The organism is Devosia sp. (genome assembly GCF_048261455.1).
Lineage (GTDB): Bacteria > Pseudomonadota > Alphaproteobacteria > Rhizobiales > Devosiaceae > Devosia_A.
This window is the reverse complement of the sequence record NZ_JBLXGA010000028.1, coordinates 1-26,323: the sequence shown is the minus strand read 5'-3', so window position 1 is coordinate 26,323 and position 26,323 is coordinate 1. Positions and strand designations below refer to the sequence as shown.

The window sequence follows — 26,323 nt, the reverse complement described above, 5'->3', positions numbered from 1 at the left end:
CGACGGTGTGACCGTCGAGCCTTACATCCCGACCGCGAATCACGGGCAGCTGGAAGAGGCGCCGCGGCTGATCGAAACGCCGATGCCGAGCGTTTATGTGCCGTCGAGCGCAGAACGTCCCGAGGGTGGACGCAGGATGCCACGTACTGAGGAGCTGCCGCCTGTTGTAAGGCGGTCACTCCCCGAGCAAGAAAAGCAGGACGGCGAGCCGCGGAATGCCCGCGCACTGTTCAAGCGTCTGGCCTCAAATGTCGGTCTGAACCTGCGCCAGAACGAGCAGGAACGCCCCGAATCGGACGTCGAGCCGAGCGTGGATGACGCCGATGCGCGCAGTGCAATCGAGGCTGGTCCGTCCAGAAACTCCCGCAATTCCGGGGCTTCGGAGGGTGCGCGCGGTAATCTCGACCCACACGGTCGGGCGCCTGCGCAGCCTGCTCAGAAAGAACACATCGAAATTCCGGCCTTCCTGCGCAAGCACGGCTGAAATACGTGAACCTGCTGATAGATAGATGTCCCGGCGCGGCTTCCGCGTCGGGATTTATTTGTCTATGAGTTCTGCGACTTTTTACGAGTGTGAGGTCCATCAGGATGCACAAACTTGCGGCGCGGCAACGGACGGTAGCGGAAGCTGTCGAATTCAACGGCATCGGTGTGCATACGGGCAGTCCCGTCACCCTGATCATTGAGCCCGCCGCGCCCGACACCGGGTATACCGTCACCCGGATGATCGATGAGCGCCGCAAGGTCGGCCCGGTGCCCGTGCATTTCTCCCGTGTGACCCGCACCACGCTGTGCACCACGATTGATCTGGGCGACAGCGTCTCTGTGGCGACCGTCGAGCACGTGATCTCGGCCCTGTCCGGCCTTGGGGTCGACAATGCGCATCTGGTGCTCAGCGGGTCGGAATGTCCGATTCTCGATGGCAGCTCCTGGCCGTTCGTCGAGGCCATCATGGAGACGGGCCTGCAGATTCAGCCGGCCTCGCGCCGCTTCATCAAAATCATGCGTCAGGTGCTGGTGCGCAATAACGAGGCGTCAGCCGCGCTCGAGCCTTACGCGGGCCGCTCGCTGGATCTCGAGATTGATTTTGACAGCAAGGTGATCGGCCGCCAGCGGATGATCTTCGATTGGTCGCCGCGCAAGTATTATGACGACGTCAGCCGGGCCCGTACCTTCGGTTTCGTACGCGACGCCAAGATTCTGCGTCAGGCCGGCTACGCGCTGGGCTCTTCGATGGACAACTCCATCGCGGTCAACGACGAGGGCATCCTCAATCCGGGTGGATTGCGCTACGAAGACGAGTTCGTGCGCCACAAACTTCTGGACGCCATCGGCGATCTGGCGCTGTGCGGGCTGCCGATCTATGGCCGGTTCCGTTCCTACAAGGGTGGCCATGCGCTGAATGCGCTGGTTCTTCACGGACTTTTCGCCTCCGAGGCGAATTATGAGATCGTGACAGCGGACAATCTGCCCGATACGTTCGACGCGCTGGACGACACGCCTCAGGGCATGGACGCTCAGCCGTATCTGCGGTCTGTGGGCTAAGCACTACCCGCCACAGTTTTGATCTTTTTTGAAAGTACCCCGCCTGCCAGTTGAGGTGGGGCGTACAGGGACGGGGCGATCGTGACGATCAATCGGCTTTTCGGTGTTGGCGGCAAGGTGCTGCGTTTTGCGGGTGTGGCCGGTGTCGTGCTGGTTCTCGCCGGCTGCGGCTTTTTCAGTTCGCCCAAGATCAAGGAAGAGCCGATCGTGCCGGCGGCGCAGCTCTATCAGGAAGCGCTCGACGACATGGATGGCAACCGCTACCGTGGCGCCATCGAGACGCTCGAAAAGCTGGAGCGCCAGCATCCCTTCTCCGATTTCAACGAGAAGGCCAAGCTGATGACGGTCTATGCACATTACCGGATCGGGCAGTTCCCCGAGACGATTCTTGCTGCTGACCGCTATATCGCGCTCTATCCGAGCTCGAAGGAAGTCCCTTACGTTCTCTACCTCAAGGGGAATTCCTACTTCGGGCAGATCAAGGACACCACGCGCGACCAGCAGATTTCGCGCGAAGCGATCGACACCTACAACCTGATCATCGCCAATTACCCCAAGAGCAAATATGCCAATGACGCCCGCGAGAAGCTGGTGATCGGCGTCGATCAGCTGGCGGGCAAGGAAATGTCGGTTGGCCGCTATTATCTCGGCAATGGCCAGTATGCTGCGGCGATCAACCGTTTCCGCACCGTGGCCGAGAAGTATCAGACCTCGACCCATATCGAGGAAGCGCTCTATCGACTCACCGAGGCCAATCTCGCTCTTGGGCTCAATTCCGAAGCCCAGACAGCGGCTGCGGTTCTTGGCCATAACTATCCGGCGAGCGACTGGTACAAGCGGGCGTTCGAACTGCTGCAGAAGGAGGGGTTGAACCCTTCGATCAACGCCAGCAGCCCGCTCGCCAGCCTCAAGCGGAGCTGACAGCAAACGAACGCGTTGCTTGTTTGTTCTTGCTGGCTTAGTTTCCGCCCTGCTGCACACGGCTTCGGCTGAACAGGGATATTCCGGGAAATGCTCAGCGCGCTTTCCGTTCGCAACATTGTTCTCATCGACCAGCTCGACCTCGCGCTGGACGAGGGCCTGACTGTCCTCACCGGCGAGACCGGTGCGGGCAAGTCGATCCTGCTCGATGCGCTGACGCTGGCGCTGGGGGGCAGGGGCGATGCATCGCTGGTGCGTACCGGGGCCGAGAACGGCCAGGTGGTCGCGGTTCTGCAATTGCCCGAGGATCATCCGGCGCGTGTCGCGTTGCGCGACAATGCCATTGCCGACGATGCCGATGTGATTCTGCGCCGCGTGCAGTTTGCCGATGGCCGCACGCGGGCCTTCATCAACGACCAGCCGGTGTCGGCGGGGCTGCTGCAGACGATAGGGCGGCTGATTGTCGAGATTCACGGCCAGCATGACGATCGTGCGCTGATCGATGTCGCGACTCACCGGGCCTCGCTCGATGCGTTCGGCGGGCACGAGCCGATGGTCGCTGCGGTGCGGGCCGCGCATCACGATCTGGTCGAGGCCGATGCGGCGGTTGCCGAGCAACGCGCCATCATCGCCGAGGCGACGGCGCGCGAGGAATATGCGCGTCACGTGGTCGAGGAGCTCGATGCCTTTGCGCCCGTCGCCGGCGAGGAGAACGATCTCGCCGAGCGGCGCCAGCATCTGATGAGTCTCGAAAAGGCCGCCGAGGAAGTGCGCGATGCGGACGATGTCCTCAACGGCCCTTCAGCGCCCTCCGCCGCGCTCGCCGGGCTGATGCGCCGCATGCTGCGCAAGGCCGAGGGCGGTGCAGACGTCTTCCAGCCAACAGTCGACGCGCTGGACGCCGCGCTCGTGTCGCTCGATGCGGTGTCCGATGCGCTGGAAGACCTGAAGCGCGAGATGGCTTTCGACCCCGGCGAGCTGAATGCCACCGAGGAGCGGCTGTTTGCGCTGCGCGCCCTGGCGCGCAAGCATCAGACCACCGCCGACGGGTTGGGTGAGGTGTTGGAAAAGTACCGGGCGGATCTCGAGATGCTGGCCAGCGGCGAGACCAATCTCAAGGCGCTTGAAGAGACGGCCGCAAAGGCCCGTGCGACCTACACCAAGCGCGCAGAACAGCTCAGCGCGGCGCGCACGAAGGCGGCCAAGGCGCTCAGCGCTGCCGTCGAGGGCGAACTGCCCGATCTCAAGCTCGGTTCGGCGCGCTTCATTGTTGACCAGCAGGTCGACGCCACGCGTGTCGCGGCCAGCGGCTACGATCAGATCGCCTTTCTGGTGCAGACCAATCCGGGCACCCAGCCGGGGCCACTGCTCAAGGTGGCTTCGGGCGGTGAACTCAGCCGGTTCCTGCTGGCGCTCAAGGTGGTGCTGGCCGATCGCGGCTCTGTGCCGGTGCTGATCTTCGACGAAATCGATACCGGGGTCGGCGGCGCGGTGGCTGATGCCATCGGGCGGCGCCTAGGGCAGCTGTCGCACAAGGTGCAGGTGCTGTCGGTGACCCATGCGCCGCAGGTGGCGGCCCGGGCGCAGAGCCATCTGCTGATCGAGAAACAGGCGGTCGAGGAGGGCGCATTCATGCGCACCCATGTCCGTCAGCTCGATGGCGCGGCGCGGCAGGAAGAGGTGGCCCGCATGCTGGCCGGCGCCACGGTGACGGACGAGGCTCGTGCGGCAGCGGGCAAGCTGATTTCGGAGATATTGTGAGCGCGTCTGAGAGCAAGGTCGAGGATCTGACGGAGGATGCGGCGCGCGGCGAGCTCGAACGGCTGCACGAGGTGCTCAGCAAGGCCGACATCGCCTACCACCAGAACGACGCACCCGAGATCACTGACGCCGCATATGACGCGGCCAAAAAGCGCTACCTAGAGATCGAAGCCGCGTTCCCGCAGCTCGGCCAGCCGGACAGCCTGAGCACGAAGGTCGGCGCGGCGCCGGCAGAGGGCTTTGCCAAGGTGCAGCATGGCGTGCCGATGCTCAGCCTCGGCAATGCCTTTGAAGACGAAGAGGTCAGCGATTTTGTCGCGCGGGCGAAAAAGTTCTTCATGCCCGACTCGCTGCGTGACCCCGAATTCATGCTCGATTTCGTTGCCGAGCCGAAGATCGACGGGCTGTCGGCCTCGCTACGCTATGAGGATGGCGTTTTCGTGCGCGGGGCGACGCGCGGCGATGGCGTCGTGGGTGAGGACATCACCGCGAACCTAAAAACCATCGATGACATCCCCAAGCAGCTGGAAGGCTCGGGCTGGCCCGCCGTCATCGAGGTGCGCGGCGAAGTCTACATGAGCCATGCCGAGTTTCAGCGGCTCAAGGATCATTCGGCCAGGTTCGGCGGACAGGACTTCGTCAATCCGCGCAATACCGCTGCCGGCTCCCTGCGCCAGAAGAATTCCGAGATCACCGCCAGCCGCAAGCTGAACTTTTTCGCCTATGCCTGGGGCGTGGCCGAGGACGCCGATGGCAACCCCATGCCGCCGGCCGAAACGCAGTGGGAGATGGTCGAAAAGTTCAAGTCGTGGGGGTTCAAGACCAATCCGCTCATGATCCGCGCCGAGAGCGCAAAAGGGCTGCTCGACCAGTACCGCAAGATCGAAAGCCAGCGTGCGAGCCTCGGCTACGATATCGACGGTGTGGTCTATAAGCTCAACCGGCTGGATCTGCAGCAGCGCTGGGGCTTCGTGGCGCGGGCGCCGCGCTGGGCGATCGCCCACAAGTTTCCGGCCGAGCTGGCCTGGACCCGGCTCGAAGCCATCGATATCCAGGTGGGCCGTACCGGCGCGCTCAGCCCCGTCGCGCGGTTGATGCCGGTGACAGTGGGCGGCGTCGTCGTGTCCAATGCGACGCTGCACAACGAGGATTACATCGCCGGCCGCGACAGCCGTGGGGACACCATCCGTGACGGCAAGGACATCCGTATCGGCGACTGGGTGCAGGTCTATCGGGCGGGCGACGTCATCCCCAAGGTGGCCGATGTCGATCTGAGCAAGCGCCCCGATACGGCGGTGCCCTACGCGTTCCCGACGCTCTGCCCGGAATGCCGTTCAGAGGCGGTTCGTGAGGAGGGGGACAGCGTCCGCCGCTGCACGGGCGGACTGATCTGCCCGGCCCAGGCGGTCGAAAAGCTTCGCCATTTCGTTTCCCGTGCCGCCGTCGACATCGACGGGCTTGGGGCCAAGCAGGTCGAGTTCTTCTATGCCATGTGCTGGATGGCGGAGCCCGCCGACATTTTTACGCTGACAGATCGCGACTCCTCGGGAGAGCGGCTCGTCCGTGATCCCGAGGCCGTCCTGCAGTATCTGACGGACGACGAGGACGGCGCGGCGACGACGCTCGACGAGCTGTACGAGATGCTGGAAACAGCGGGCGTCGTGCCCGAGGGACGCGCGCCGGCACAGATAGCTGAGGCGATCCGGAAGCTGGGCCAGCTGCCGCTCGCCAAGCTCAAGGGTTGGGGCGGAACCTCGGCCGGCAGACTGTTCAGCGCCATCGATGAGCGCCGAACCATCGCTTTTCGCCGGCTGCTGTTTGCGCTGGGCATCCGGCATGTCGGGGAGGTCGTCTCTGCCGATCTCGCCAAGCACTACGGTGAGTGGGTGCGGCTGACGGCGGCGATGGATGCGGCTTATCCTGCCATGGAGCGTCACCTCGCTGCGGAGGCTGCCATAGCGGCTGAACGCCGAGAGGCCGCGGACGCGGGCAGGCGCGCACAGATCACCCGAGTGCGCGATGCGACCTGGGTCGCTGAACCGGCGGTGCCCCAAGAGTCGCGCGCCGCGTGGGATGACCTGATCGGCATCGACGGTATTGGTGCCATCGTCGGCGTCGCGCTGGTCGCCGCCTTCGCGCAAAGTGCCGAGCGCAGTTCGATCGACCGTCTCGTCTCGCATCTCAGCGTCACACCCGAAGCGGCGCCAGTGGCCCAGGACAGCGCGGTTGCCGGCAAGACGGTGGTGTTCACCGGGTCGCTTGAACGGATGACACGGTCGGAGGCCAAGTCCATGGCCGAGCAGTTGGGTGCCAAGGTCGCAGGCTCGGTGTCCAGTCAGACCGACATTCTGGTCGCCGGACCCGGCGCGGGCTCCAAACTGAAGAAGGCCGAAGAGCTCGGCGTGGATGTCATAAGCGAGGACGACTGGTTCACGCTTGTCGGCCGCTAGGTGCTATTGGGAGGCGAACAGATGCGGTTACTTGCGATGGCGGCGGGGCTGGCAAGTCTGGCGGGGCCGGCGCTGGCCAGCGGCACCGGCGAAGCAATTCGCAGTGCTGCCTATGAGGGCACGTTGACGTCGCAGAGCGCGGCACTGGGCAATCAATGTGATGCCGACGATGCCGAGGCCTGTTTTGGCGCTGGGCTGGCGGAACTGATTGGTGCCTACGAAGGACTGGCGCAGGGCGTTTACCGTCATGGTGCCGTCGTGCCGGGGACGAGTGGCGCGGCCATGCTGCTGGGGTTCAGCGATGGTCTCACGGAACCCGTACCGGCAAATCCGACACCAGAACCTCTCAGCTACGCTGAGTTGCGGGATATTCTGAATGGTTTCGTCACGGGTCTCGACGCGGCGCGCGACCGTTTCGAACAGGCCGGTGCCGATGGCGATTATGTGCTGCGGCTTGATCCGCTGCAGGTGCCGTTCGATCTTGACGGCAATGGCGAGATCGCGACCGGCGAAACGCTGGCGCCATTGTTCTGGACACTGTTCGGCGACAGCGCCAACCCACCTGCTGCCGCTGGTGCGCCGGATTTCGTCATCGGGTTCGATCGTGCCGATGCCTTCTGGCTCGCGGGCTATTCGCAGGTTGTTGCGAGCCCGGTGGACTTCGTGCTGGCGCATGATTTCTCGAGCTTTTTCAACGCCTACCTGCATCGTGTCTTTCCGCGCGCCGGCTTGCCGATGCAGGATTTCGTCACAAGTCCGGAGCCATCCGAGCCGGAGGATTTTCTCGACGCCAATACCGCGCCTGCCATTGCGGACATGATCGCGGGGCTGCATACGCTCGACTGGCCGGTGGTCGACGCGGCGCGGCTGGCCGGGGTGCGGACCCGGCTCAAGGCGGTGACGGGATACAGCCGGGCCAACTGGGCCGCCATCCTGGAAGAAACCGATGATACGCGCGAATTGCTGCCGAGCCCGCGACAGACGCCGCTATTCCCCGAGGCCGTCGTCACGCAGGCGCATTTCGAAGCCTGGCTGCAAACGCTGGACTCGGTCGACAAGGTGCTCGATGGCGCATTGCTGCTGCCACACTGGCGTTTCAAGCAGGGTGTCGATCTCAAAGCCTATTTCGAGACGGCATCGGAGACCGATCTGGTGATGTTGCTGTCAGGATTCGACGCTCTGGCCTATCTGCGCGATGGCCCCATCGCCGACGCGGATGATTTTGCGCCGGCCAATGATGTGTTTGGCGACGCGCTGTTTCCCTACGCGATCTGGTTCAACTGACTCTGAACTCTCCCAGGGTGGCGCGCCATTGCCGCATTCCTGTCGCGTTGCGGCCCACAAGCTGCCCGGTGCCGTTGCTAGGCTATGACTTTGCGACGAACCGGGATTTTCAGATGCGGTCTTTCATTGCCATTGTGCTGTTCACCCTGGGGCTGGCGGGCCCGGCCGCGGCCTATGATGATCCCAAGGCGCTGATCGAAGCGATCTATGCGCCTTATCAGGCGGGGCAACGTCACACCGAAGGTGTCGAGCAGTTCTATTCGAGCCATCTGCGCGGCTTGCTGGCCGGCAATCTCGAGCGCCACACCGCGTCGCCGGACGGCGCGCCGCTCGACCCGAATGCACCGTCGATGCTGGACTTCAATCCGTTCATCGAAGGGGACAATGCGCTGCTGCTCGACCTCAATATCGGTGAGCCAATTGTTACCGGTGAGAAGGCCATGGTGCCCGTGACCTTCCACAATTTCGATCACACCAGCCTGCTGGCGATCTCGGCCGTGCGTGAGGCGGACGGGTGGAAGATCGATGACATCGCGGCGATGGGGCAGGGCGAGAACTGGCTGCTCAGCTGGCTGTTGCAGTATGATCCGTTCAGCGTGAACTGAGCGGGGTCGGACGCCCCGCAACGCCGTTTTGTGCTGACGGGCTGAAAACGGCGCCAAATCGCAAGGTTCTGGTGTCCGTCGTGCCGACACGCGGTTGTCGGATGCCCCCCTAAGCTGGTATGCGGCGTCTTCACAAGGTTTCCCGTTTACATGACCCCCCAATCCGAAGACGCGCCGGCAGCTTTGCCGGCATCCATTCATCCTGCTCTGGCCGAGGCGCTCGAGGCGCATGGCTATGCCCAGCTGACGCCGGTGCAGCTGGCCGTGCTCGAAGACGAACGCGACGAAGCCGACCTGCTGGTTTCGGCGCAGACCGGCTCGGGCAAGACCGTGGCCTTTGGCCTCGCAATCGCGCAGACGCTGCTTGGTGACGAACCGGCGTTTGGCGCTGCCGCGCTGCCGCTTGGTCTGATCATCGCCCCGACCCGTGAACTCGCCATGCAGGTGCAGCGCGAGCTCGAGTGGCTCTATGCTCCCGCCGGCGTCCGCATCGCCACCTGTGTCGGCGGCATGGATGCGCGCGACGAGCGCCGGGTGCTGGAGCGTGGCGTGCATATCGTTGTCGGCACGCCCGGACGGCTGCGCGATCACATCACCCGCCGTGCCCTGGATCTGGGCGGCCTGCGCGCCGTGGTGCTCGACGAAGCCGACGAGATGCTCGATCTGGGTTTCCGCGAAGATCTCGAGTTCATCCTCGATGCCGCGCCCGAGAGCCGCCGTACGCTGCTGTTTTCGGCGACGGTGCCCAAGGCGATCGCCGAGCTGGCCAGCACCTTCCAGCGCGATGCCCAGCGGATCACCGCCGGGGCGCTGCGCGAGCCGCATGCCGACATCGAATATCAGCTGATGCTGGTGAAGCGCGACGAGCGCGAGCACGCGATCATCAACACGCTGCTCGGCTCCGACAGCCGCAGTGCACTGGTGTTCTGCCACACGCGCGAAGCCGTCCGGCATCTCACCGCACGGCTGGCCAATCGCGGCTTTTCGGTCGTGGCGCTGTCGGGCGAACTCGCACAATCCGAGCGCACCAGCGCGCTGCAGGCGATGCGCGACGGGCGGGCGCATGTCTGCGTCGCGACCGACGTGGCGGCGCGTGGCATCGATCTGCCCAATCTGGATCTGGTGATCCACGCCGATCTGCCGAGCAATCCGGCAACGCTGCTGCATCGCTCGGGCCGCACCGGTCGCGCCGGGCGCAAGGGCATCTGCGTGCTGGTCGTCCCCGAGCACCGTCGCGGCGCCGCCAATCGCGTGCTGTCGCTCGCCAATCTCAGCGCTACCCTGCGCCAGGCGCCCGACATCCTCGAGATCGAGGCGCGTTACCGCGACCAGATTCGCGAAGCCGCGCTGGCGGAAAAACCGCCGACCGAGGTCGAGGCCGAGTTCATCTCGGCTCTCGTCAATGAGCTGACACCCGAACAACTGGCCGTGGCGCTGGTGCGCGGGCAGCTCGCTACGCGTCCGGTGCCCGAGGAAATCACGCCGATCGATCTCAAGTCGGCGGCGCTGGGCAAGAAGCCGCGGCGCGAGCGTGAGTTCGACAAGCCGGCAGCCGGTGGCGCGCATCGCGACGGGTTCGTGCGTCCGCCGCGCGGTCCCGACATGGTCGATGGCGTGTGGTTCACGGTGTCTGTGGGGCGCAAGCAGCGGGCCGACCCGAAGTGGCTGCTGCCGATGATCTGCAAGGCCGGCGGTGTCACCAAGCGCGATGTCGGTTCAATCCGTATCGAGGATACCGAGACCCGGTTCGAGATTTCCGCGGATATGGCGGGCGATTTCGCCGCGCACATGAGCCAGCCGGGCAGTGTCGAAAAGGGCATCTACATCACCCGCGCCGATGGCGCGCCGTCGGGTGCGCCGCGGCCGGCCCGCAGCAAGCCGGCCGGTGATTTCAAGCCGCGGTCGAAGGGTGATTTCAAGCCCGGCGGCAAGGGCGATTTCAAGCCTCGAGCCAAGGGCGGCTTCAAGCCGGGTGGCAAGCCTGCCTATGATCCGATGAAGCCGGGCGGTAAGCCCGCCTACAAGGGTGGGCCGGGCGACAAGCCGCGGACCGCGTCCAAGCCGGCTGGCAAGAGCCTGTTTGCCGGCAAGGACAAGGGCAAGCCGAAGTATAAGGGCAAGGCCAAGCCCGCTCAGGACTAGACTTCAGGCGACGGGTTCGCGGGGCGGCATCAATCGAAATGCCGCTCCCAGGCCGTGCCGCGGAACGCGTACTTCACCTGATCGAAATTCTCGATGATGTCGCGCTGCCGGCCCTGTCGCTGGCGCTGAAAGCGGCTCGTCAGGCTTGCCGCCGGCAGGCCGAGGAAGGCCATGGCCTGCAGGATGCCGCTGCCGGTCAGCAGATCCTCATAGGTCAGGTGGATCGACGGAATGCCATCGATGGCCTGGGCGAGTTTCAGGTTCTGTTCGGTCCAGCGCAGCAGCTGCGTGGTCATTTCGGCCGGCTCGATGCGAAAGCGCCGCACGCGATAGCTGCCGGCATCCGAGCGCCATGCGCCGTTGATCGTCGCGAGCTTCAGCGAGATGTACTGATCGACGAGGTTCTCGCGGCTGAGCTGGATGATGCGATAGCGCTCCGCCCGCGCCGTCTCGAGCAAGTGCGGATAGTGCTGCAGCGCCACCAGGGGCAGCTTGAAGCCAGAGGCCCGGGTGCCCTTGGGCTGCACGTGCTGGCTGAGATAGAGCTCGATGTTCTTGTGGGAAGTCTGTTCGAAAGCCGTATCGGTGTCGCGCAGATAGCCCGGGCGGCCTGCAGAGGGTGCGAACAGCTCGCCCTGGCACACGGCGTCGGGATGCGAATCAAGCATCGCCTGCAGGTAGCTGGCGCCTTGCCGGCCGACAAAGGCTATCGCAAACAGAGCTTTATCCGGTACGGCACGTTTGAGCACAGGCAGGGTCTCCTTGACCCTGCCTAGCTCCGAGAACGGGTGCCCGCTAGCGACTGCGATTACGTAGTCGCTTCAGGCATTGCCGCCGATCAGATGGCGCGCGTTGACTGTTGCAGCCAGTCCTTGACCGCGCCGGTGAGCGAGGGTCCGATCTCGTCATAAACCCGCGCGTGGAAGGCGTTCAGCCAGTCGCGTTCTGCGCCCGTCAGCAGCGTCTCATCGATTAGCCGCAGGTCGATTGGGGCCAAGGTCAGCGTCTCGTGCTCGAGATAGCCGGGGTAGTCGGCGCTCTCGGTGATATGCACGAGATTTTCGATGCGGATGCCGTATTCGCCGGCCTTGTAGTAGCCCGGCTCGTTGGAAATTATCATGCCCGCCTCGATCGGCAGGGTATAGCGCGGCGCGAAGCCCGCCGGACCCTCATGCACGCCGAGGAAGGCGCCGACGCCATGGCCGGTGCCGTGACTATAGGTGACGCCATCCTGCCAGAGGAACTGGCGCGCCAGGACGTCGAGCTGCGCGCCGGTGGTGCCTTTGGGGTAGCGCGCCATGGTGAGGGCGATCATGCCCTTGAGCACACGGGTGAAGCGGTCCTTCATCTCAGCCGTGGCGCTGCCGGTAAATAGCGTACGGGTGATGTCCGTCGTGCCTGCGAGATATTGTGCGCCGGAATCGACCAGCATCAATTCGCCGGGCTGCAGGCCGCGGTTGCTGTTCTCGTCGACCCGGTAGTGGACGATGGCGCCATTGGCGCCGGCGCCGGAGATGGTCTCGAAACTGATGTCGACGAGCGTTTCCTCCTCGCGGCGGAGGGCTTCGAGCGCGGTGACGATGCCGATCTCGTCCAACCCGCCCTTGGGCGCTTCAGTGTCGAACCAGTGCAGGAACTTGGCCAGCGCGATGCCGTCGAGCCGGTGCGCCTCGCGCATGCCCGAGAGTTCGGCGTCGTTCTTTTTGGCTTTCGCGTCGACCACCGGGTCGCGCTTCTTGATCAGCGTACCCTCGCTGACACCTTCGATGGCGGTGGCCACTGCCTGCGGCACGCTAGCGGGATCGACCATGACGCGGGCGTCGGCAGCACCGAGGCGACGCAGATCGCCTATCATTGCGCCGGTGTCGCGGATCTCGGCCACGCCGTCGAGCGCCTTGCGGATATCATCGGTGATGCGCTCGGCGGTGAGATAGACAACCGCCGTGCCGTCGGTGGGGACCAGCGCAAAGCACAACACGACCGGTACGTTTGGCACATCGCGGCCGCGCATGTTGAACAGCCAGTTGATCGATTCCGGCACCGTCAGCACCAGGGCATCGGCCTTGGCCGCGCTCAGGGTTGCGCGCAGATCTGCGAGCTTTTCGGCGGCGGTGCGTCCGGCGCGGTTGTTGCCGAGAAACTCGATCTGGGTCGCGGGCGGCTGCGGGCGGTCGGACCAGATGGTGTCGACGAGATTGCCGCTCACCGCGACAAGTGTCAGCCGGTCACCGAACTTGGTCCTGAGCTGTTCGACTTCGCTCGGGGTATGCAGCCAGGGGTCGAAACCGAGCTTGCCGCCTTCGGGCACGAAATCGGCTATCTGGTCGGGGACGCCACCCTGGGAGGTCTCGATGACGTCGACCAGCGTGGTATCGGTCTGGCTCGGCGCCTGCAGCGTATAGCGGCCATCGATGAACAGCGCCGCCTTGTCGCGGCCGATCACTGCGAGGCCGGCCGAGCCGGTGAAGCCGGTCATATAGGCAAGGCGCGCCTCGCTATCGGGCACCGACTCGCCGCGATGCGCATCGGTGCGCGGCACCAGAAAGCCGTCGAGCCCGGCTGCCGTCATTTCGGCACGCAGCGCGGCAAGGCGCGGCGCCACCATGCGCGGGTCGGTGCGCACGTCGAAGGTCTGGAACACGGTGGGGGCGAAGGCTGGGGTGTCGGTCATAGGCTCACTTCAAAAGTGCTTCAGGTTGCGCGGCGGACCCTATCAGAGGCGGCGCAAGACCAGAATAGCCGGATGCGTCCCCAGGCAGCGCTCGGGTTGCACTGAACTTCGCGACCGGGGGCAGGGGGAATCGGCAGCCGCTGATTCATGTTCCGTTAGCTGGCCCTGCCATTTCGGCATGGCTGCTCTTCGCAATCTCACCTTACCGAACCCGACGGTTCTGCTTATCTAGATAGCGTGCTGCAAGGCAGGACAGATTCTAGAGGACTTCGGCAGATGCCCGAGAACGAAAACACATTCCGCAAGGCACTAGGCTCGGTGATTGAAGCGCGCGGTCGCGAAGTGGCGCGGACCGGCGCACATCACCGCCAGCACCTGTTGCTCGGCGCGCTGACCAAGCGCCCCAACTGATTTCTCGACACGCGTCGACGAAAGCCATGTGAACGCCCGGTGTTGAGCCGGGCGTTTTGCGTTTCTAGCGCCGCTCGAGCACCAGGGTCGACCATTCCTTCTTGATCAGCTTGCGGCGCAGCACCATGCCGGCCCGGGCATAAGCCGAAATGACCCGCGAGGACTGGGTGTTCAGAATGCCCGACAGGATGATCATGGCGCCCGGGGCAGCGGCCCGGCGCATCGCCGGTGCCAGCGCCACCAGGGGCAATGCCAGGATGTTGGCGACGATCAGGTCATAGGGGCCGCCAGCGGTGATCTGCGGATGTGAAAGCCCTGTGGCTTCGAGCCCGATGACATAGCGGCCCACACCATTGTCGCGGGCATTCTCGACCGTCGTTTCAACAGCGATCGGATCGATATCGGTGGCCATGACCGGCTGGCGGGTGCGCATGGCGAGCGCGATGGCCAGGACGCCGGTGCCGGTGCCGACATCCAGCATGGCGCCGAAGCGGCGCTGCTTGAGCGCCCGGTCGATGGCTTCGAGGCAGCCGGTGGTGGTTTCGTGATGACCCGTGCCGAAGGCCTGCGCGGCGTCGATGCGGATGGCGGTCATGCCGGCGGGGGGCTTGCTGTCGCCATGGCTGCCATGGACGTAGAAGCCGCCGGCGCGCACCGGCTTGAGGCCTTCCAGCGATTTGGCGACCCAGTTCACTTCCGGGTCGATGGTCTCGACGGTAAATCCGACATCGCCGCCCAGCGTGGCCCGCGCGACTTCGTTGAAGGCGTCCACATCAGGCTCTTCCATGCAGGTCGCCTCGAACACCCATTCGCCGGTGTCGGCATCCTCATGGGCCGAGGCGGTGATGGCGATGTCGTCGCGCTCCATCACGGCGTCGACCAGGGCATAGGCCTGATCCTTGGTGAGCGGCACGGAAAGCTGGGAGAGGGTCATGCTGGCGGTCCTTGTCTGTGCGCTGTTTGCGCATCGGAGCGGCCCGCCGTCAACTGCCGGTCGCGCAAGGGGTTAAGCGGGCAGCGACAGTTGCGCCCAGACGGGCAGGTGGTCCGAGCCCATGCGTGACAGGGCACTGCGATGGACGCCGGTCGCCTCGAGCTTGAATTCGCGGCTGGTGATGATGCGGTCGAGTTGCAGCATGGGACGGCGCGAATGAAAGCTCGGGCCCGGCGCAATCACCTGATGATGGGTCGCGAACTGGGCAAGGCAACCGCCGTCGCGGTTCCACTGGTTGAGATCGCCCATGATGACGGTAGGCACATTGCCTTCCAGTTCTTCGAGATAGCCGACAACGGCGCGGGCCTGTTTCAACCGCCAATTGCCGATCAGCCCCAGATGCATGCCGACGACGCGCACCAGCTTGCCCTCAACTTCGAGATCTGCGAGCACGGCGCCGCGCGGCTCGAAGCTCGGCAGATCGATGCGGCGCTGGTCGAGCACCGCGATGCCCTTGCGTACCAGGATGGCGTTGCCGTGCCAGCCAAGGCTTTCCTGACGGATGCCGTAGCGCACCGGGAAATAGTCGGTGTGATCGACGATCAGTTCGGGTGACAGGGTCGTGGTGCGCTTGCCGAACCTCAGGTCGACCTCCTGCAAGGCGATAACATCGGCTTCGATCTCGCCGAGGATCTTCATGATCCGCTCGGGCTGGCGGCGACGATCGGTTCCGAGGCTCTTGCGGATATTGTAGGAGGCGAATTTGATCATGGAACTCAGAGGATTGGGGACAGAAGCCGGGCGGCCTGGGGGATGAAACGCTCGATGTGCCCGCGGTCGTTGACTTCGTCGCGGGTGACCTTGCGGCAATCCTTGAAGTCTTCGACCAGCATGGCCTCCACCTCACCCACCATCTTGGGATCGGGGGTCCAGGCGGTCATCTCGAAATTGATTGCGAAGGAGCGGTTGTCGAAGTTGACGCTGCCCACAGAGACGATCCTGTCGTCCATCAGCAGCACCTTTTGGTGCAGGAAGCCCGCCGTGTAGCGATAGACCGAAATATTGTGCAGCACCATGGCGTCAGCATGGGCGTTGCTCGCCAGCCAGACCATCAGATGATCGGGCTTTTCGGGCAGCATGATGCGCACGTCGACGCCGCGCATCGCAGCGGCATAGAGCGCGGTGCGCATGTCGGTGTCGGGCACGAAATAGGGGCTCACCACCCACAGCCGCTCGCGCGCCTCGTGAATGATGTCGGAATAGGCGATGGCGCAGGCTTCCACCTTGTCGGCCGGGCCGGTCGCCATGACGAGCACCGAACTTTCGCCGGGGGTCTCGACCGGGCTGGGCGTTTCAATGCCCAGCGTCTCGCCGGTCGCCCACAGCCAGTCCTCCTGGAATACCAGCGAGAGCGCCGACACCGCAGGCCCCTCGATGCGGACATGAGTGTCCCGCCATTTGCCGAAGCGTTCCGACTTGCCGAGATACTCGTCGCCGACGTTGAGCCCACCGGTCCAGGCCACGCGGCCATCGACCACGACGTTCTTGCGATGATTGCGATAGTTGATCCGCATGGGGCCGAACAGACGCAGCGAGCGGTGGCGTTGGTTGAAGCTGAAAACCTGAATGCCGGCGTCCTGCAGGCGATCCTTGTAAGCTTTTGGCAGGTCGTTGCTGCCGACATCGTCGTAAAGCAGAAAAACATCGACGCCAGCCTTGGCCCGCTCGATCAGCGCATCGGCGAAGCGTCGGCCGATCTCGTCGTCATGGATGATATAGAACTGCACGAAGATCGAACTTCTCGCCTCGGCGATGCCGGCAAGGAGCGAATCGAAGGTCGCCTCACCATTGATCAGCAGGTCCATCTGATTACCGTCGGTGAACGGCATGCTGGCGGCGCGCACCAGCACCGGCCATTCGCGGCCGGTGTCGCGATCGATGACGGCCAGCTCCTCGCTGCGTAACAACCGCGCATGGCGCACCTCGAGCCTGGTGTTGGCGTAGCTGTCAAAGTGCTTCCAGCCGAAGACCAGATAGATCAGCGCCGTGGGGAAGGGCAGAAAGGCCAGCGACAGCAGCCAGGCGATTGAGCCCTGCGCCGTGCGAGAGGCGATGACTTCGCGGATGGCACAGACTGCGGCGAGAACATAGTTGGCGAAAAGCAGTGCCGCGATCCAGGGGATGGCTTCGGCGATCGCGATCAGCGTTGAGGTCATACAAGCAGCATCCTGACTTCCTGTCGGGCGGCACGTTACGTCACTTGGCGTGCCGGTCCAACGATATGCACGGGGCATAACGGGGTTTCGGCCCAATGGGCTCCAGTGCTAGACACAATGTCTCACCTTGCCTCTCCTTCCCGGAACTCTGCCCGTGTCGCCGCCTCCGAGCCAGCCTGTCGATTCGCCCAGCAACCCCATGCTGGGGATCGGCCTGAAAGTCGCGTCCGTGACGGTGATGCTGCTGATGTCGAGCCTGCTCAAGGCCACGGAGAACATCCCGCCGGGGCAGTTGGCGTTTTTCCGCTCGGTGTTCGCCATCCTGCCGATCGTGCTGTTTCTCGCCTACAGGCGCGAACTGGTCGACGGGTTCAAGACCAGGCGGCCGCTGGCGCATGTGGGGCGCAGTCTGATCGGGGTCGGCGGCATGGGGTGCGGGTTTTATGCGCTGACCAAGCTGCCGCTGCCCGAAGCGATTTCCATCAACTACACCACCCCGCTGCTGATCGTCGTCTTCGGGGCGCTTTTTCTCAGTGAGAAGGTGCGGCTCTATCGCTGGAGCGCGGTATTTGCCGGGCTGATCGGCGTGAGCATCATCGTCTGGCCGCGGCTGACAGTCTTTGCCTCGGGCGGCATGGACGAGACGGCACTGGGCGCCATCGTGGCGCTGGCCGGCTGCGTGTTCGCCGCGTCCGCCATGCTGACGGTGCGCTCGCTGCTGCAGACCGAACGCTCGGCGACGATCGTGCTCTATTTCTCCATCGGCTGTTCGCTGATGGCGCTGCTTACCATCCCGTTCGGCTGGGTGGCGCCGACGCCGGCGCAACTGGCGATGCTGATCGGAGCGGGCATTGCCGGCGGCATCGGGCAGATCCTGCTCACCGAGAGCTTTCGCCATGCCGATGTGTCGCTGGTGGCGCCGTTCGAATACACCTCGCTGATCTTTTCGATCATCGTGGGCTATGTGTTCTTCGCGGACATCCCGACCGTGCCGACACTGGTCGGCGGCGCCATTCTGGTCGGCGCCGGCATCTTCATCATCCTGCGCGAACGCCAGCTGGGGTTGGAGCGACGCAAGCAGAAGGAAGTGGCGACGCAATAGGTGATAGCGCCTATCGCATTGACCCACTTAACCTTCTGCGAGAACTGCAGTCGGAATTCGTAACCGGTTGATTGCGAATCCGTTTGCGCTCAGGTCTTCTGCACGAAGCTTTCGAGCACTTTCTTCCTGCCGGCTTTTTCGAACTCGACTGTCAGCTTGTTGCCCTCGATCTGCTCGATGGCGCCATAGCCGAACTTCAGGTGGAAGACCCGCTCGCCCAGCGCATAGGGCGAGCCGCGGCCGTCGTCGACAGAGCGCGCCACCAGTTCGCCATCGATGGTCATCGGGCCCGCGGAGCGGCGCTGGCTCTGCTGGGCGCGGGCGCGCTGCCAGCCGGGCGTCTCATAGAGCGAGTCGAAAGGGTCGGAGGTGTCGAAGCGGTTGCTGGCGCGCCCGCCATAGCCATAGCCGCCATAGGACGAGCCGGTGTCGTTGACCTCGACGACCTCGGGCGGCAGTTCATCGAGGAAGCGCGAGGGCAGGGCCGACTGCCACAGTCCGTGGATGCGCCGGTTCTGCGCCAGCAGCACCTTCAGGCGCTTGCGGGCGCGGGTCAGCGCAACATAAGCGAGGCGGCGTTCCTCTTCGAGACCGGCGCGGCCGCTCTCGTCCATCGTGCGCTGGCTGGGAAATACCCCTTCTTCCCAGCCGGGCAGAAACACGGTGTTGAACTCCAGCCCCTTGGCCGAGTGCATGGTCATGATCGAGACCGCGTCATCGGCTTCGCCGGTATCGCGCTCCATCACCAGCGAGACGTGCTCGAGGAAGCCGCCGAGGTTCTCGAACCCCTCCATGGAGCGCACCAGCTCCTTGAGGTTCTCGAGCCGGCCCGGCGAATCCGGCGATTTGTCGTTCTGCCACATCTCGGTATAGCCGGACTCGTCCAGCACCTGCTGCGCCAGTTCTGTGTGGCTGATCTTGCGGCTGCGTTCAGCCCAGTCGTCAAACTGATGGACGAGATCGCGCAGGGTGGCGCGCTGGCGGGGCTTCAGTTCTTCGGTTTCCGCGAGCACCCGCACCGTGGTGACCAGCGAGTCCCCCTGGTGCCGCGCCGCGTCGAATAGGGTCTTGAACGTCGTGTCGCCGATACCGCGCTTGGGTACGTTGACGATGCGCTCGAAGGCGAGGTCGTCGTTCGGATTGCTGACCAGCCGCAGATAGGCAAGGGCGTCGCGGATTTCCTTGCGCTCATAAAAGCGCGGGCCGCCGATCACGCGATAGCTGAGCCCGAGCGTGATGAAGCGCTCTTCGAACTCACGCATCTGATGGCTGGCGCGCACCAGGATCGCCATGGAATTGAGCGCTTCGCCCTGGCGCTGCAGCTGCTCGATCTCTTCGCCGACCTGGCGGGCTTCCTCTTCGGAATCCCACACCGAGGTGACCGAGACCATCTCGCCGGTCTCGCCGACATCGGTCTGCAGGGTCTTGCCGAGGCGGTCTTCGTTGTGCGCGATCAGATGGCTCGCGGCAGCGAGGATGTTCGAGGTCGAGCGGTAGTTGCGCTCCAGCCGCACCACCTTGGCGCCAGGAAAGTCCTTTTCGAAGCGCAGGATGTTGTCGACCTCGGCGCCGCGCCAGCCATAGATCGACTGGTCGTCATCACCGACGACGCAGATATTGGCCTCGGAGGCCGGCTTGCCCTGGGCCAGCAGCCGCAGCCACATGTACTGGGCCGTGTTCGAATCCTGATATTCGTCGACCAGCATGTATTTGAAACGGCGGTGGTACTCGGCCAGCACGTCCGGGTGGTCGCGGAAGATCTTGATGCACAGCAACAGCAGGTCGCCGAAATCGGCGGCGTTCAGCGCCTGCAGGCGGTCCTGATACTGCTGGTAGAGATCGTGCGCCTTGCCATTGGCGAAGTGGCCCGACTCCGACTGGGTGACCTTGCCGGGCAGCACGCCACGATTCTTCCAGCCATCGAGCATGGCGGCGAACTGTTTCGGGGGCCAGCGCTTCTCGTCGATATTGGCGGCGGCCAGCAATTGCTTGCTGACGCGGATCTGGTCGTCGGTATCGAGAATGGTGAAATCGGAGCGCAGCCCGACCAACTCAGCGTGGCGGCGTAGAATCCGCGCGCCGATCGAGTGGAAGGTGCCGAGCCAAGGCATGCCCTCGATGCCGGAGCCCACCAGATGGCCGATCCGCTCCTTCATTTCGCGGGCCGCCTTGTTGGTGAAGGTCACCGACAGGATTTCCGAAGGCCAAGCCTGCTTGGTGGTGAGGATATGGGCGATGCGGGTCGTCAGCACGCGGGTCTTGCCGGTGCCGGCGCCGGCCAGAACCAGCAGCGGACCGTCGGTCGACAGCACGGCGTCGCGCTGCTCCTCGTTGAGGCCAGCGAGATAATCGGGCGGGCGGCGGCCAAACTGGCTGGTGATCGGCCCGGCAGTAGGCCGTTCAGGGCGCTGGGGAGCAGCTGGCATGAGGGGCAGACGAATCCTGTTTCGTTCTCATGTGAATATAGGGACGCCAGGCCGCGAAGTATATGCGGGGCGGCCATTGTCACACAGGCGTCACCAAAGTGTCATGGCTGCGTCGCCCGCGCTGCCTAAGCGAACCGCCCAGGCAAAGATACACACCAAGGGGGCGATTCAATGCGCAAGTCCATTCTGCTGGCTCTCACGGCCGGTCTGCTCGTCAGCACGGCAAATGCCGCGCCGGTCTTCAACCGCATCGCCAGTTTTGCCGTCGCGCAGAACCACAGCGAGGCCGAAGAGACCTCGTCGGAAATCATCGCCGCCACTGACGACGGCATGATGGTGGTCTACTCCGACAGCCCCGGCGGCGGCATCGGCTATGTGGACATCACTGACCCTGCTGCACCCAAGCCGGCCGGCTACACGGTGCTCGACGGCGAGCCGACCTCGGTCACCGTGATCGGCGACAAAGTCTATGCGGCGATCAACACCTCCGAGGGCTACACCAATCCGTCGGGGCAGCTGCTGGTCATTGACCTTGCCAGCAAGGAAATCGAGAGCGCGATTGATCTCGGTGGCCAACCCGATTCCATCGCCCGCAACGTCGCCGGCACGCTGCTCGCCATCGCCATCGAGAACGAGCGCGACGAAGATGCCGGTGATGGCGGCCTGCCGCAGATGCCGTCGGGCTATGTCGTTCTCGTTTCGCTCGCCGATGGGGCGCCGACCGCCGACAGCGTCACCAGGGTCGATCTCGACGGTCTGGCCGAGATTGCCGGGGACGATGCCGAAGTCGAGTACGTGACGATCAACGGCCTCGACGAGGTCGCGGTGACGCTGCAGGAAAACAACGAGATCGTCGTCATCAACGGCACGACCGGCGAGGTGATCAACCACTTCTCCGCCGGCACGGTCGATCTCGAGGGGATCGACACCCAGGACAATGGCGAAATCGCCTTTACCGACAGCCAGCCGGGCCGCTTGCGCGAACCCGATGCGATCAAGTGGATCGACGACAACCGTTTCGCCGTCGCCAACGAAGGCGACTGGAACGGCGGCTCGCGCAGCTTTTCGATCTTCAACAAGGACGGCACGCTGGAATTCGACTCCGGCAATGCGCTGGATGTCGATGCCGCGCGCCTCGGCCACTATCCGGATAAGCGCTCTGACGCCAAGGGTGTCGAGCCCGAAGGCCTCGAGGCCGCGACCTACGGCGACGACACGCTGATCTTCGTTTCCGAGGAACGCGCATCGCTGGTTGCAGTATACAAGGACAATGGCCCCGGCGCAGCGCCCGAGCATCTGCAGACCCTGCCGTCCGGCATTGCTCCGGAGGGTTCGGTGGCGATCCCGTCGCGTAACCTGTTCGTTACGGCGAACGAAGCGGACCTGCGCTCCGAAGGCGGTGTCGGCTCGCATGTGATGATCTATGAGCGGGCCGAAGGCGACGCCGTCTTCCCACAGATCATCTCCGATCTCGATGCCGACGGTCATCCGATCGGCTGGGCGGCCCTCTCCGGCGCCGTTGCGCACGCCGAGGTGCCCGGCAAGCTCTATGCCGTCAGCGACAGCTTCCTCGGCGCGGCACCGGCCATCTACACCATTGATGCCACGGCCACGCCGGCCCGCATCACGGCCAAGACCATCATCACCCGCGACGGTGCCACGGCGCAGAAGCTCGATCTCGAAGGGATCACGCTGGATGGCGAGGGTGGCTTCTGGCTGGCATCGGAAGGCCGCACCGACCGGCTGACGCCGCATGCGCTGTTCCATGTCGATGCAGACGGCGAAATCCAGCAGGAAGTGGCCTTCCCCGAGGCGCTGCTGGCCAGCGAGCTTCGCTTCGGTTCCGAGGGCATCACCATGGTCGGTGACACGCTGTGGGTGGCGATCCAGCGCGAATGGAAGGACGACCCCAAGGGGCAGGTGAAGCTCGTCGGCTACAACACGGCCGACAAGAGCTGGAGCGCCGTGCGCTATCCGCTCGATGAGAAGCCGGAAGGCGCCTGGGTCGGGCTGAGCGAGATCACCGCGCATGGCGACCATGTGTATCTCATCGAGCGCGACAACCAGCTCGGTGGCAAGGCCGTGGTCAAGAAGATCTACCGCGTGCCCGTCGCCGACCTCACCGGCGCCGAAATCGGCGGCGACCTGCCGGTGGTGAGCAAGGAAGAGGTTAGAGACCTGCTGCCCGATCTCCAGGCCTACAATGGCTATGTGCTCGACAAGGTTGAGAGCCTCGCCATCGATGCGGACGGCACCGGCTATGTCATCACCGACAATGACGGGGTCGACGACAGCTCGGGCGAGACGCATCTCTTTTCGATCGGCACCCTCGACTGATCGTCGGGTCCATCGCGAATAGCCGCCTGCTTGTGCGGCTGGGGCCGGTCCTTCGGGGCCGGCTCCATTCGTTAGCGCGCACGCCAGCCGGGCAGACGGCGTATCTAACGCGCCACATATCCCCCGCTGCGTGCATGGGTCTCCCATGCATCGCGTGACGGCTGTTGAGCTTTTGCCTAGACTGGTCTGAGAACGCGGAGATTCTTCAAACCCCGTGCTGAACCGGCTCTATATCATCATCGGCGTGCTGGCCATTCTCGCATTGGCAGCAGCATTCGTCGTGCCGTCATTCATTCCCTGGTCCGACTACCGCGACCGGATGGAGGCGATTGCCGGCGAGGTGCTGGGCACCGACGTGCGCATCGGTGGCGAGATCGAGTTCAGCCTGCTGCCGCAGCCGCAGCTCAAGCTGACCGATGTCAGCGCCGGGCCGGTCGATGCACCGAACCTGCAGGTCGCGGCGGTCGAGGCGGATTTCTCGCTCATTGATTTCATCCGCGATCGTTATGTCATCACCCGGCTGGAACTGGCGCAGCCGGCGTTTTTCGTTCGGGTGACCGAGACCGGCGCAGTCGAGGCCGGCGTCGCGCCGCCCGAGCGGGTCAGTGCGCAAAATGTCTTCGTGGCCGACGCGCAGATTCGGGACGGGACTTTGCGTGTCGAGGATCAGCGCAGCGACGAGACGCTTGTCGCCGATGCGATATCCGGCGATGTGCGGCTTGAAGCGCTGCGCGGGCCGTTCTCGTTCCAGGGCCGCGGCATGGTCGACGGCGCCGAGTATGGCGTGCGCATCAGTTCCGGCGCGGTGGATGCGGATGGGGTCACGACACTTTCGGCGTCCCTGCGTCCAATCGACGAGGGATTTTCGCTGTCGGTCGAAGGCGCGCTGGAAACCGCGTCGCATCCGGTATTTGCCGGTGCCGTTACCTATCGACAGGCGCCGCCATCGGGGGATGACGGTGCGGCAGACGACATCGGTCGCGGCGATCTGGTGATGACGGCGCAGATCCGCGCCGATTCAGAGCGTGTCGTTCTTACCGACTATATCGTCACGCCCGACGAGAACCGGGCCGCGACGCGGCTGCAGGGCGCCGCCGAAATCACGCTGGGCGCGGCGCAGCGATTCAACGCGGTGATTTCGGGCGGGCTGCTGGCGCTGCCACCCCGCGATGCCACGGCGGAGCAGACGGTCGAGCCCTACGAGCTGATCCGGCTGCTGCGCGAACTGCCGCTGCCGGCGGCGCCCGGGCTGCCGGGGACGATCGGCGTCGATATTGCAGAACTTGACCTTCGCGCCGTGTCGCTGCGCGATGTGCGGCTCGATGCGCGAGCGCATCAGGGCGGCTGGACCATCACCCGTTTCGAAGGGCAATTGCCCGGCGACACCACCGTCACGCTGCGCGGCGAGGTGATGCGTGTCGGCGATCATCCGGAATTTTCGGGGCAACTCGCCGTGAAGTCCGAGCGGCTCGATGTGCTGTCGACGCTGTGGCGCAAGCCGCCTGTGGGCAACCCGCTGTTCGGCATGCCGGGACAGATCGCGGCGCGGGTCGATCTCGTCGGCGAAACCCTGTCGCTGAGCGATGGCAGCCTCATGATCGACGGCCTCGGCCGCAGCTTTTCCGCGCAGGTCGGTTTCGGCACGATCCGCGACATCCACTTTTCCGCTGATCTGGGCAGTATGGATGACGGCCAGAGCGCTGCGCTGTTCGCGCTACTGCCCGAGCCGGGTGACGGACGCTTTGCAGCAAGTTTCCCGGCAGGGCGGTTCGAGATTTATGCCGACCAGATCACGCTCGAGGATCTGCCGGCACGGGCGCTGACCGCGAACGGCTCCTGGGACGGCGGCGTGGTCGTCGTCGACGAGTTGTCGGCTGGTGATTTCGGCGGGGCAGGGTTCAAGGCACAGTTCACGGCCTTCGGTTCGCTCGAAACCCCCGAGCTTTCTGGGACCGCGACCCTCACCATCGATGCGCCCGACGCCCCCGCCATTGACCGGTTCTTCGGCCTGCTCGGTGCGCCCGATGATTTTGCCGATTTCGCGCGACGCTCGCTGCCGGCCGATATCGCGCTACGCCTCGCCGCTCCGACCGGCACCGGCGCGCAGACACTGGCGCTGTCGGGCCGGCTCGGCACGTCCGACGTCGAAGCCGATGCCGAACTCGAGGCGGGCTTCCTGCGCGCGCTGAACGGCCATCTGGGCGTGAAGTTCGATGTGAAGTCGGGCAACCAATCGGCGATGATGGCGCAACTGGGTCTGCCGGAACTGCCGCTCGCTGGCGGCGAGGTGCCGCTGCATCTGATCGGAGAGATCGAGGGTGATATCGCCAGCAGCTTCACGGCCACGGTTCTGCTCGAGGGCGGCGCGGACTCGCTGGGCTTTGCCGGCGACTTCGTCGTCAGCGGCCGCGAGGCCAATTCGGGGCGCGGCAACCTCAAGGTCGAGCTTACCGAACCTGCCGCTCTGGTGGCGCATCTGGGGCTCGAGGGGCTGACCCCGCCGGCCATCAGTGGCACGGCGAGCATCAGCTTTGCCGACGGCATGCAGTCGGTGCGGTTGAGCGGCATCAAGGGCAGCTCCGGCGACGTGCCGTTCACCGGCAATCTGGCCCTCGACGCCGTCAGCGGTACGCCGCGGGTCACCGGCGCACTGGACGCCGAAAGCATGGATCTCACCGGGCTCATCGCAACGCTTGCCGGGCCGGCCGCGCTGGTCCCGGGTGATGGGGTCTGGCCGGACGGACCGCTGGCGCTCGGCCAGTCGGCGCGCAACAGCACAGGCCGGATTCGGGTCACCACGCCAACGCTTTCCGCCGGGCCTGCCGAACTCAGCGCAGCAAGCTTCGATCTCGACTGGGATCAGACGACAAACCGGCTTCGCGCCTTTTCGGCGGAGCTGGGTCAGGGCAAGGTGACGCTCGATCTGAGCCTTTGCTGCGCCGGCACGCTGTCCGACAAACAGGTCACGGGCCGCGCCACCATGGCCGGCGTGCTGCTCGACGATATCCTGCCGGCGCCTGCCGCAGACTCGCTCGACGGGACCCTTGATGCCTCGGTCCGCTTCGACGGGACTGGCGGCAGCATCGCCGCGGTGTTCGATGCGCTGACTGGCGAGGGCACGTTCGACGTCAGCGGTTTCGAGATCGCGCGGATCGACCCCACGGCCATCGTGGCGCTGAACGAACGGGATGACCTGGTCGAGTTGCAGCCCGCCGAGGTGAGCAGTGCCATCGTCGACCGGCTCGATGATGCCGATTTCACCGGCGCCAGTGCGACCGGCGGCTTCACCATTGCCGGCGGGGTGTTGCGCAGCCCGAACCTGGCGATTGCCGGTCAGGACGGACGGCTGTTCGGCAATGGGCAATTGCGACTCGATGATCTGGGCTTGGGCGGCAGCTATGTGCTGACGCCAACCGCCAGTTCAGGATCCGCTTCGGGCGAGGTGACGGCGCGGCTTGGCGGAACCCTGTTCGCGCCAGAACTCGACTTCGACGTCACGCGGCTTGTCGATGCCATCA

Annotated in this window: 17 protein-coding genes and 1 pseudogene; 12 read left to right on the top strand and 6 right to left on the bottom strand. The window is 64.6% G+C overall.

The features are described from left to right. From ACN0TK_RS17770 to ACN0TK_RS17735, 8 genes and pseudogenes are all read left to right on the top strand, one after another. Positions 1–484: pseudogene (locus ACN0TK_RS17770) on the top strand (cell division protein FtsZ); the annotation flags it as partial. 104 nt (positions 485–588) lie between these two features. Then, positions 589–1,545: a UDP-3-O-acyl-N-acetylglucosamine deacetylase gene (gene lpxC, locus ACN0TK_RS17765; RefSeq protein ID WP_417310879.1), complete on the top strand. Its 957-nt coding sequence runs from the start codon at positions 589–591 to the stop codon at positions 1,543–1,545. A gap of 81 nt (positions 1,546–1,626) precedes the next feature. After that, positions 1,627–2,466, top strand: a complete 840-nt coding sequence (locus ACN0TK_RS17760) for an outer membrane protein assembly factor BamD (protein WP_417310877.1) — start codon at positions 1,627–1,629, stop codon at positions 2,464–2,466. Between the two features lie 90 nt (positions 2,467–2,556). Further along, positions 2,557–4,227, top strand: coding sequence for a DNA repair protein RecN (gene recN / locus ACN0TK_RS17755; protein ID WP_417310876.1), 1,671 nt, complete (start codon positions 2,557–2,559; stop codon positions 4,225–4,227). Beyond that, positions 4,224–6,677 carry an NAD-dependent DNA ligase LigA gene (ligA, locus tag ACN0TK_RS17750; protein ID WP_417310875.1) on the top strand — a complete coding sequence of 818 codons (2,454 nt, stop codon included), beginning with the start codon at positions 4,224–4,226 and terminating at the stop codon, positions 6,675–6,677. Before recN ends, ligA begins: the two co-directional genes overlap by 4 nt. 21 nt (positions 6,678–6,698) lie before the next feature. Further along, on the top strand, positions 6,699–7,961 hold the full coding sequence (locus ACN0TK_RS17745; RefSeq protein ID WP_417310874.1) for a hypothetical protein: 1,263 nt from the start codon (positions 6,699–6,701) through the stop codon (positions 7,959–7,961). Between the two features lie 113 nt (positions 7,962–8,074). After that, entirely contained in the window at positions 8,075–8,566 is a 492-nt protein-coding gene (locus tag ACN0TK_RS17740; RefSeq protein WP_417310873.1) for a hypothetical protein, read from the top strand. 150 nt (positions 8,567–8,716) lie between these two features. Further along, on the top strand, positions 8,717–10,708 hold the full coding sequence (locus ACN0TK_RS17735) for a DEAD/DEAH box helicase (protein WP_417310872.1): 1,992 nt from the start codon (positions 8,717–8,719) through the stop codon (positions 10,706–10,708). A 29-nt stretch (positions 10,709–10,737) separates the two neighbouring features. Here the strand turns inward: ACN0TK_RS17735 and ACN0TK_RS17730 are convergent, their stop codons facing one another. Together ACN0TK_RS17730 and ACN0TK_RS17725 are read right to left on the bottom strand one after the other, a co-directional pair. Further along, entirely contained in the window at positions 10,738–11,457 is a 720-nt protein-coding gene (locus tag ACN0TK_RS17730) for a hypothetical protein (RefSeq protein WP_417310871.1), read from the bottom strand. 89 nt (positions 11,458–11,546) lie between these two features. After that, on the bottom strand, positions 11,547–13,379 hold the full coding sequence (locus ACN0TK_RS17725; protein ID WP_417310870.1) for an aminopeptidase P family protein: 1,833 nt from the start codon (positions 13,377–13,379) through the stop codon (positions 11,547–11,549). 276 nt (positions 13,380–13,655) lie between these two features. Between ACN0TK_RS17725 and ACN0TK_RS17720 the strand changes: the two genes are divergently transcribed. Beyond that, entirely contained in the window at positions 13,656–13,790 is a 135-nt protein-coding gene (locus tag ACN0TK_RS17720; protein ID WP_417310869.1) for a hypothetical protein, read from the top strand. Between the two features lie 64 nt (positions 13,791–13,854). Here the strand turns inward: ACN0TK_RS17720 and ACN0TK_RS17715 are convergent, their stop codons facing one another. From ACN0TK_RS17715 to cls, 3 genes are all read right to left on the bottom strand, one after another. After that, positions 13,855–14,724: a 50S ribosomal protein L11 methyltransferase gene (locus tag ACN0TK_RS17715; RefSeq protein WP_417310868.1), complete on the bottom strand. Its 870-nt coding sequence runs from the start codon at positions 14,722–14,724 to the stop codon at positions 13,855–13,857. 72 nt (positions 14,725–14,796) lie between these two features. Next, entirely contained in the window at positions 14,797–15,495 is a 699-nt protein-coding gene (locus tag ACN0TK_RS17710; RefSeq protein ID WP_417310867.1) for an endonuclease/exonuclease/phosphatase family protein, read from the bottom strand. A gap of 5 nt (positions 15,496–15,500) precedes the next feature. Further along, complete coding sequence (gene cls, locus ACN0TK_RS17705) at positions 15,501–16,940, bottom strand: cardiolipin synthase (RefSeq protein ID WP_417310866.1); 1,440 nt, start codon at positions 16,938–16,940, stop codon at positions 15,501–15,503. Between the two features lie 199 nt (positions 16,941–17,139). Between cls and ACN0TK_RS17700 the strand changes: the two genes are divergently transcribed. After that, positions 17,140–18,042, top strand: a complete 903-nt coding sequence (locus ACN0TK_RS17700) for a DMT family transporter (RefSeq protein ID WP_417310880.1) — start codon at positions 17,140–17,142, stop codon at positions 18,040–18,042. Between the two features lie 89 nt (positions 18,043–18,131). Here the strand turns inward: ACN0TK_RS17700 and ACN0TK_RS17695 are convergent, their stop codons facing one another. Further along, a complete protein-coding gene (locus tag ACN0TK_RS17695; RefSeq protein ID WP_417310865.1) occupies positions 18,132–20,468 on the bottom strand; it encodes an ATP-dependent helicase in 2,337 nt (778 codons plus the stop codon). 171 nt (positions 20,469–20,639) lie between these two features. Here ACN0TK_RS17695 and ACN0TK_RS17690 point away from each other — a divergent pair, with 171 nt between their 5' ends. Continuing rightward, the gene (locus ACN0TK_RS17690) at positions 20,640–22,805 is read left to right on the top strand and encodes an esterase-like activity of phytase family protein (RefSeq protein ID WP_417310864.1); all 2,166 of its coding nucleotides are present in this window, start codon (positions 20,640–20,642) and stop codon (positions 22,803–22,805) included. A 214-nt stretch (positions 22,806–23,019) separates the two neighbouring features. Continuing rightward, positions 23,020–26,323: AsmA-like C-terminal region-containing protein (locus tag ACN0TK_RS17685; RefSeq protein ID WP_417310863.1), on the top strand; the 3,304-nt coding region annotated here is incomplete at its 3' end.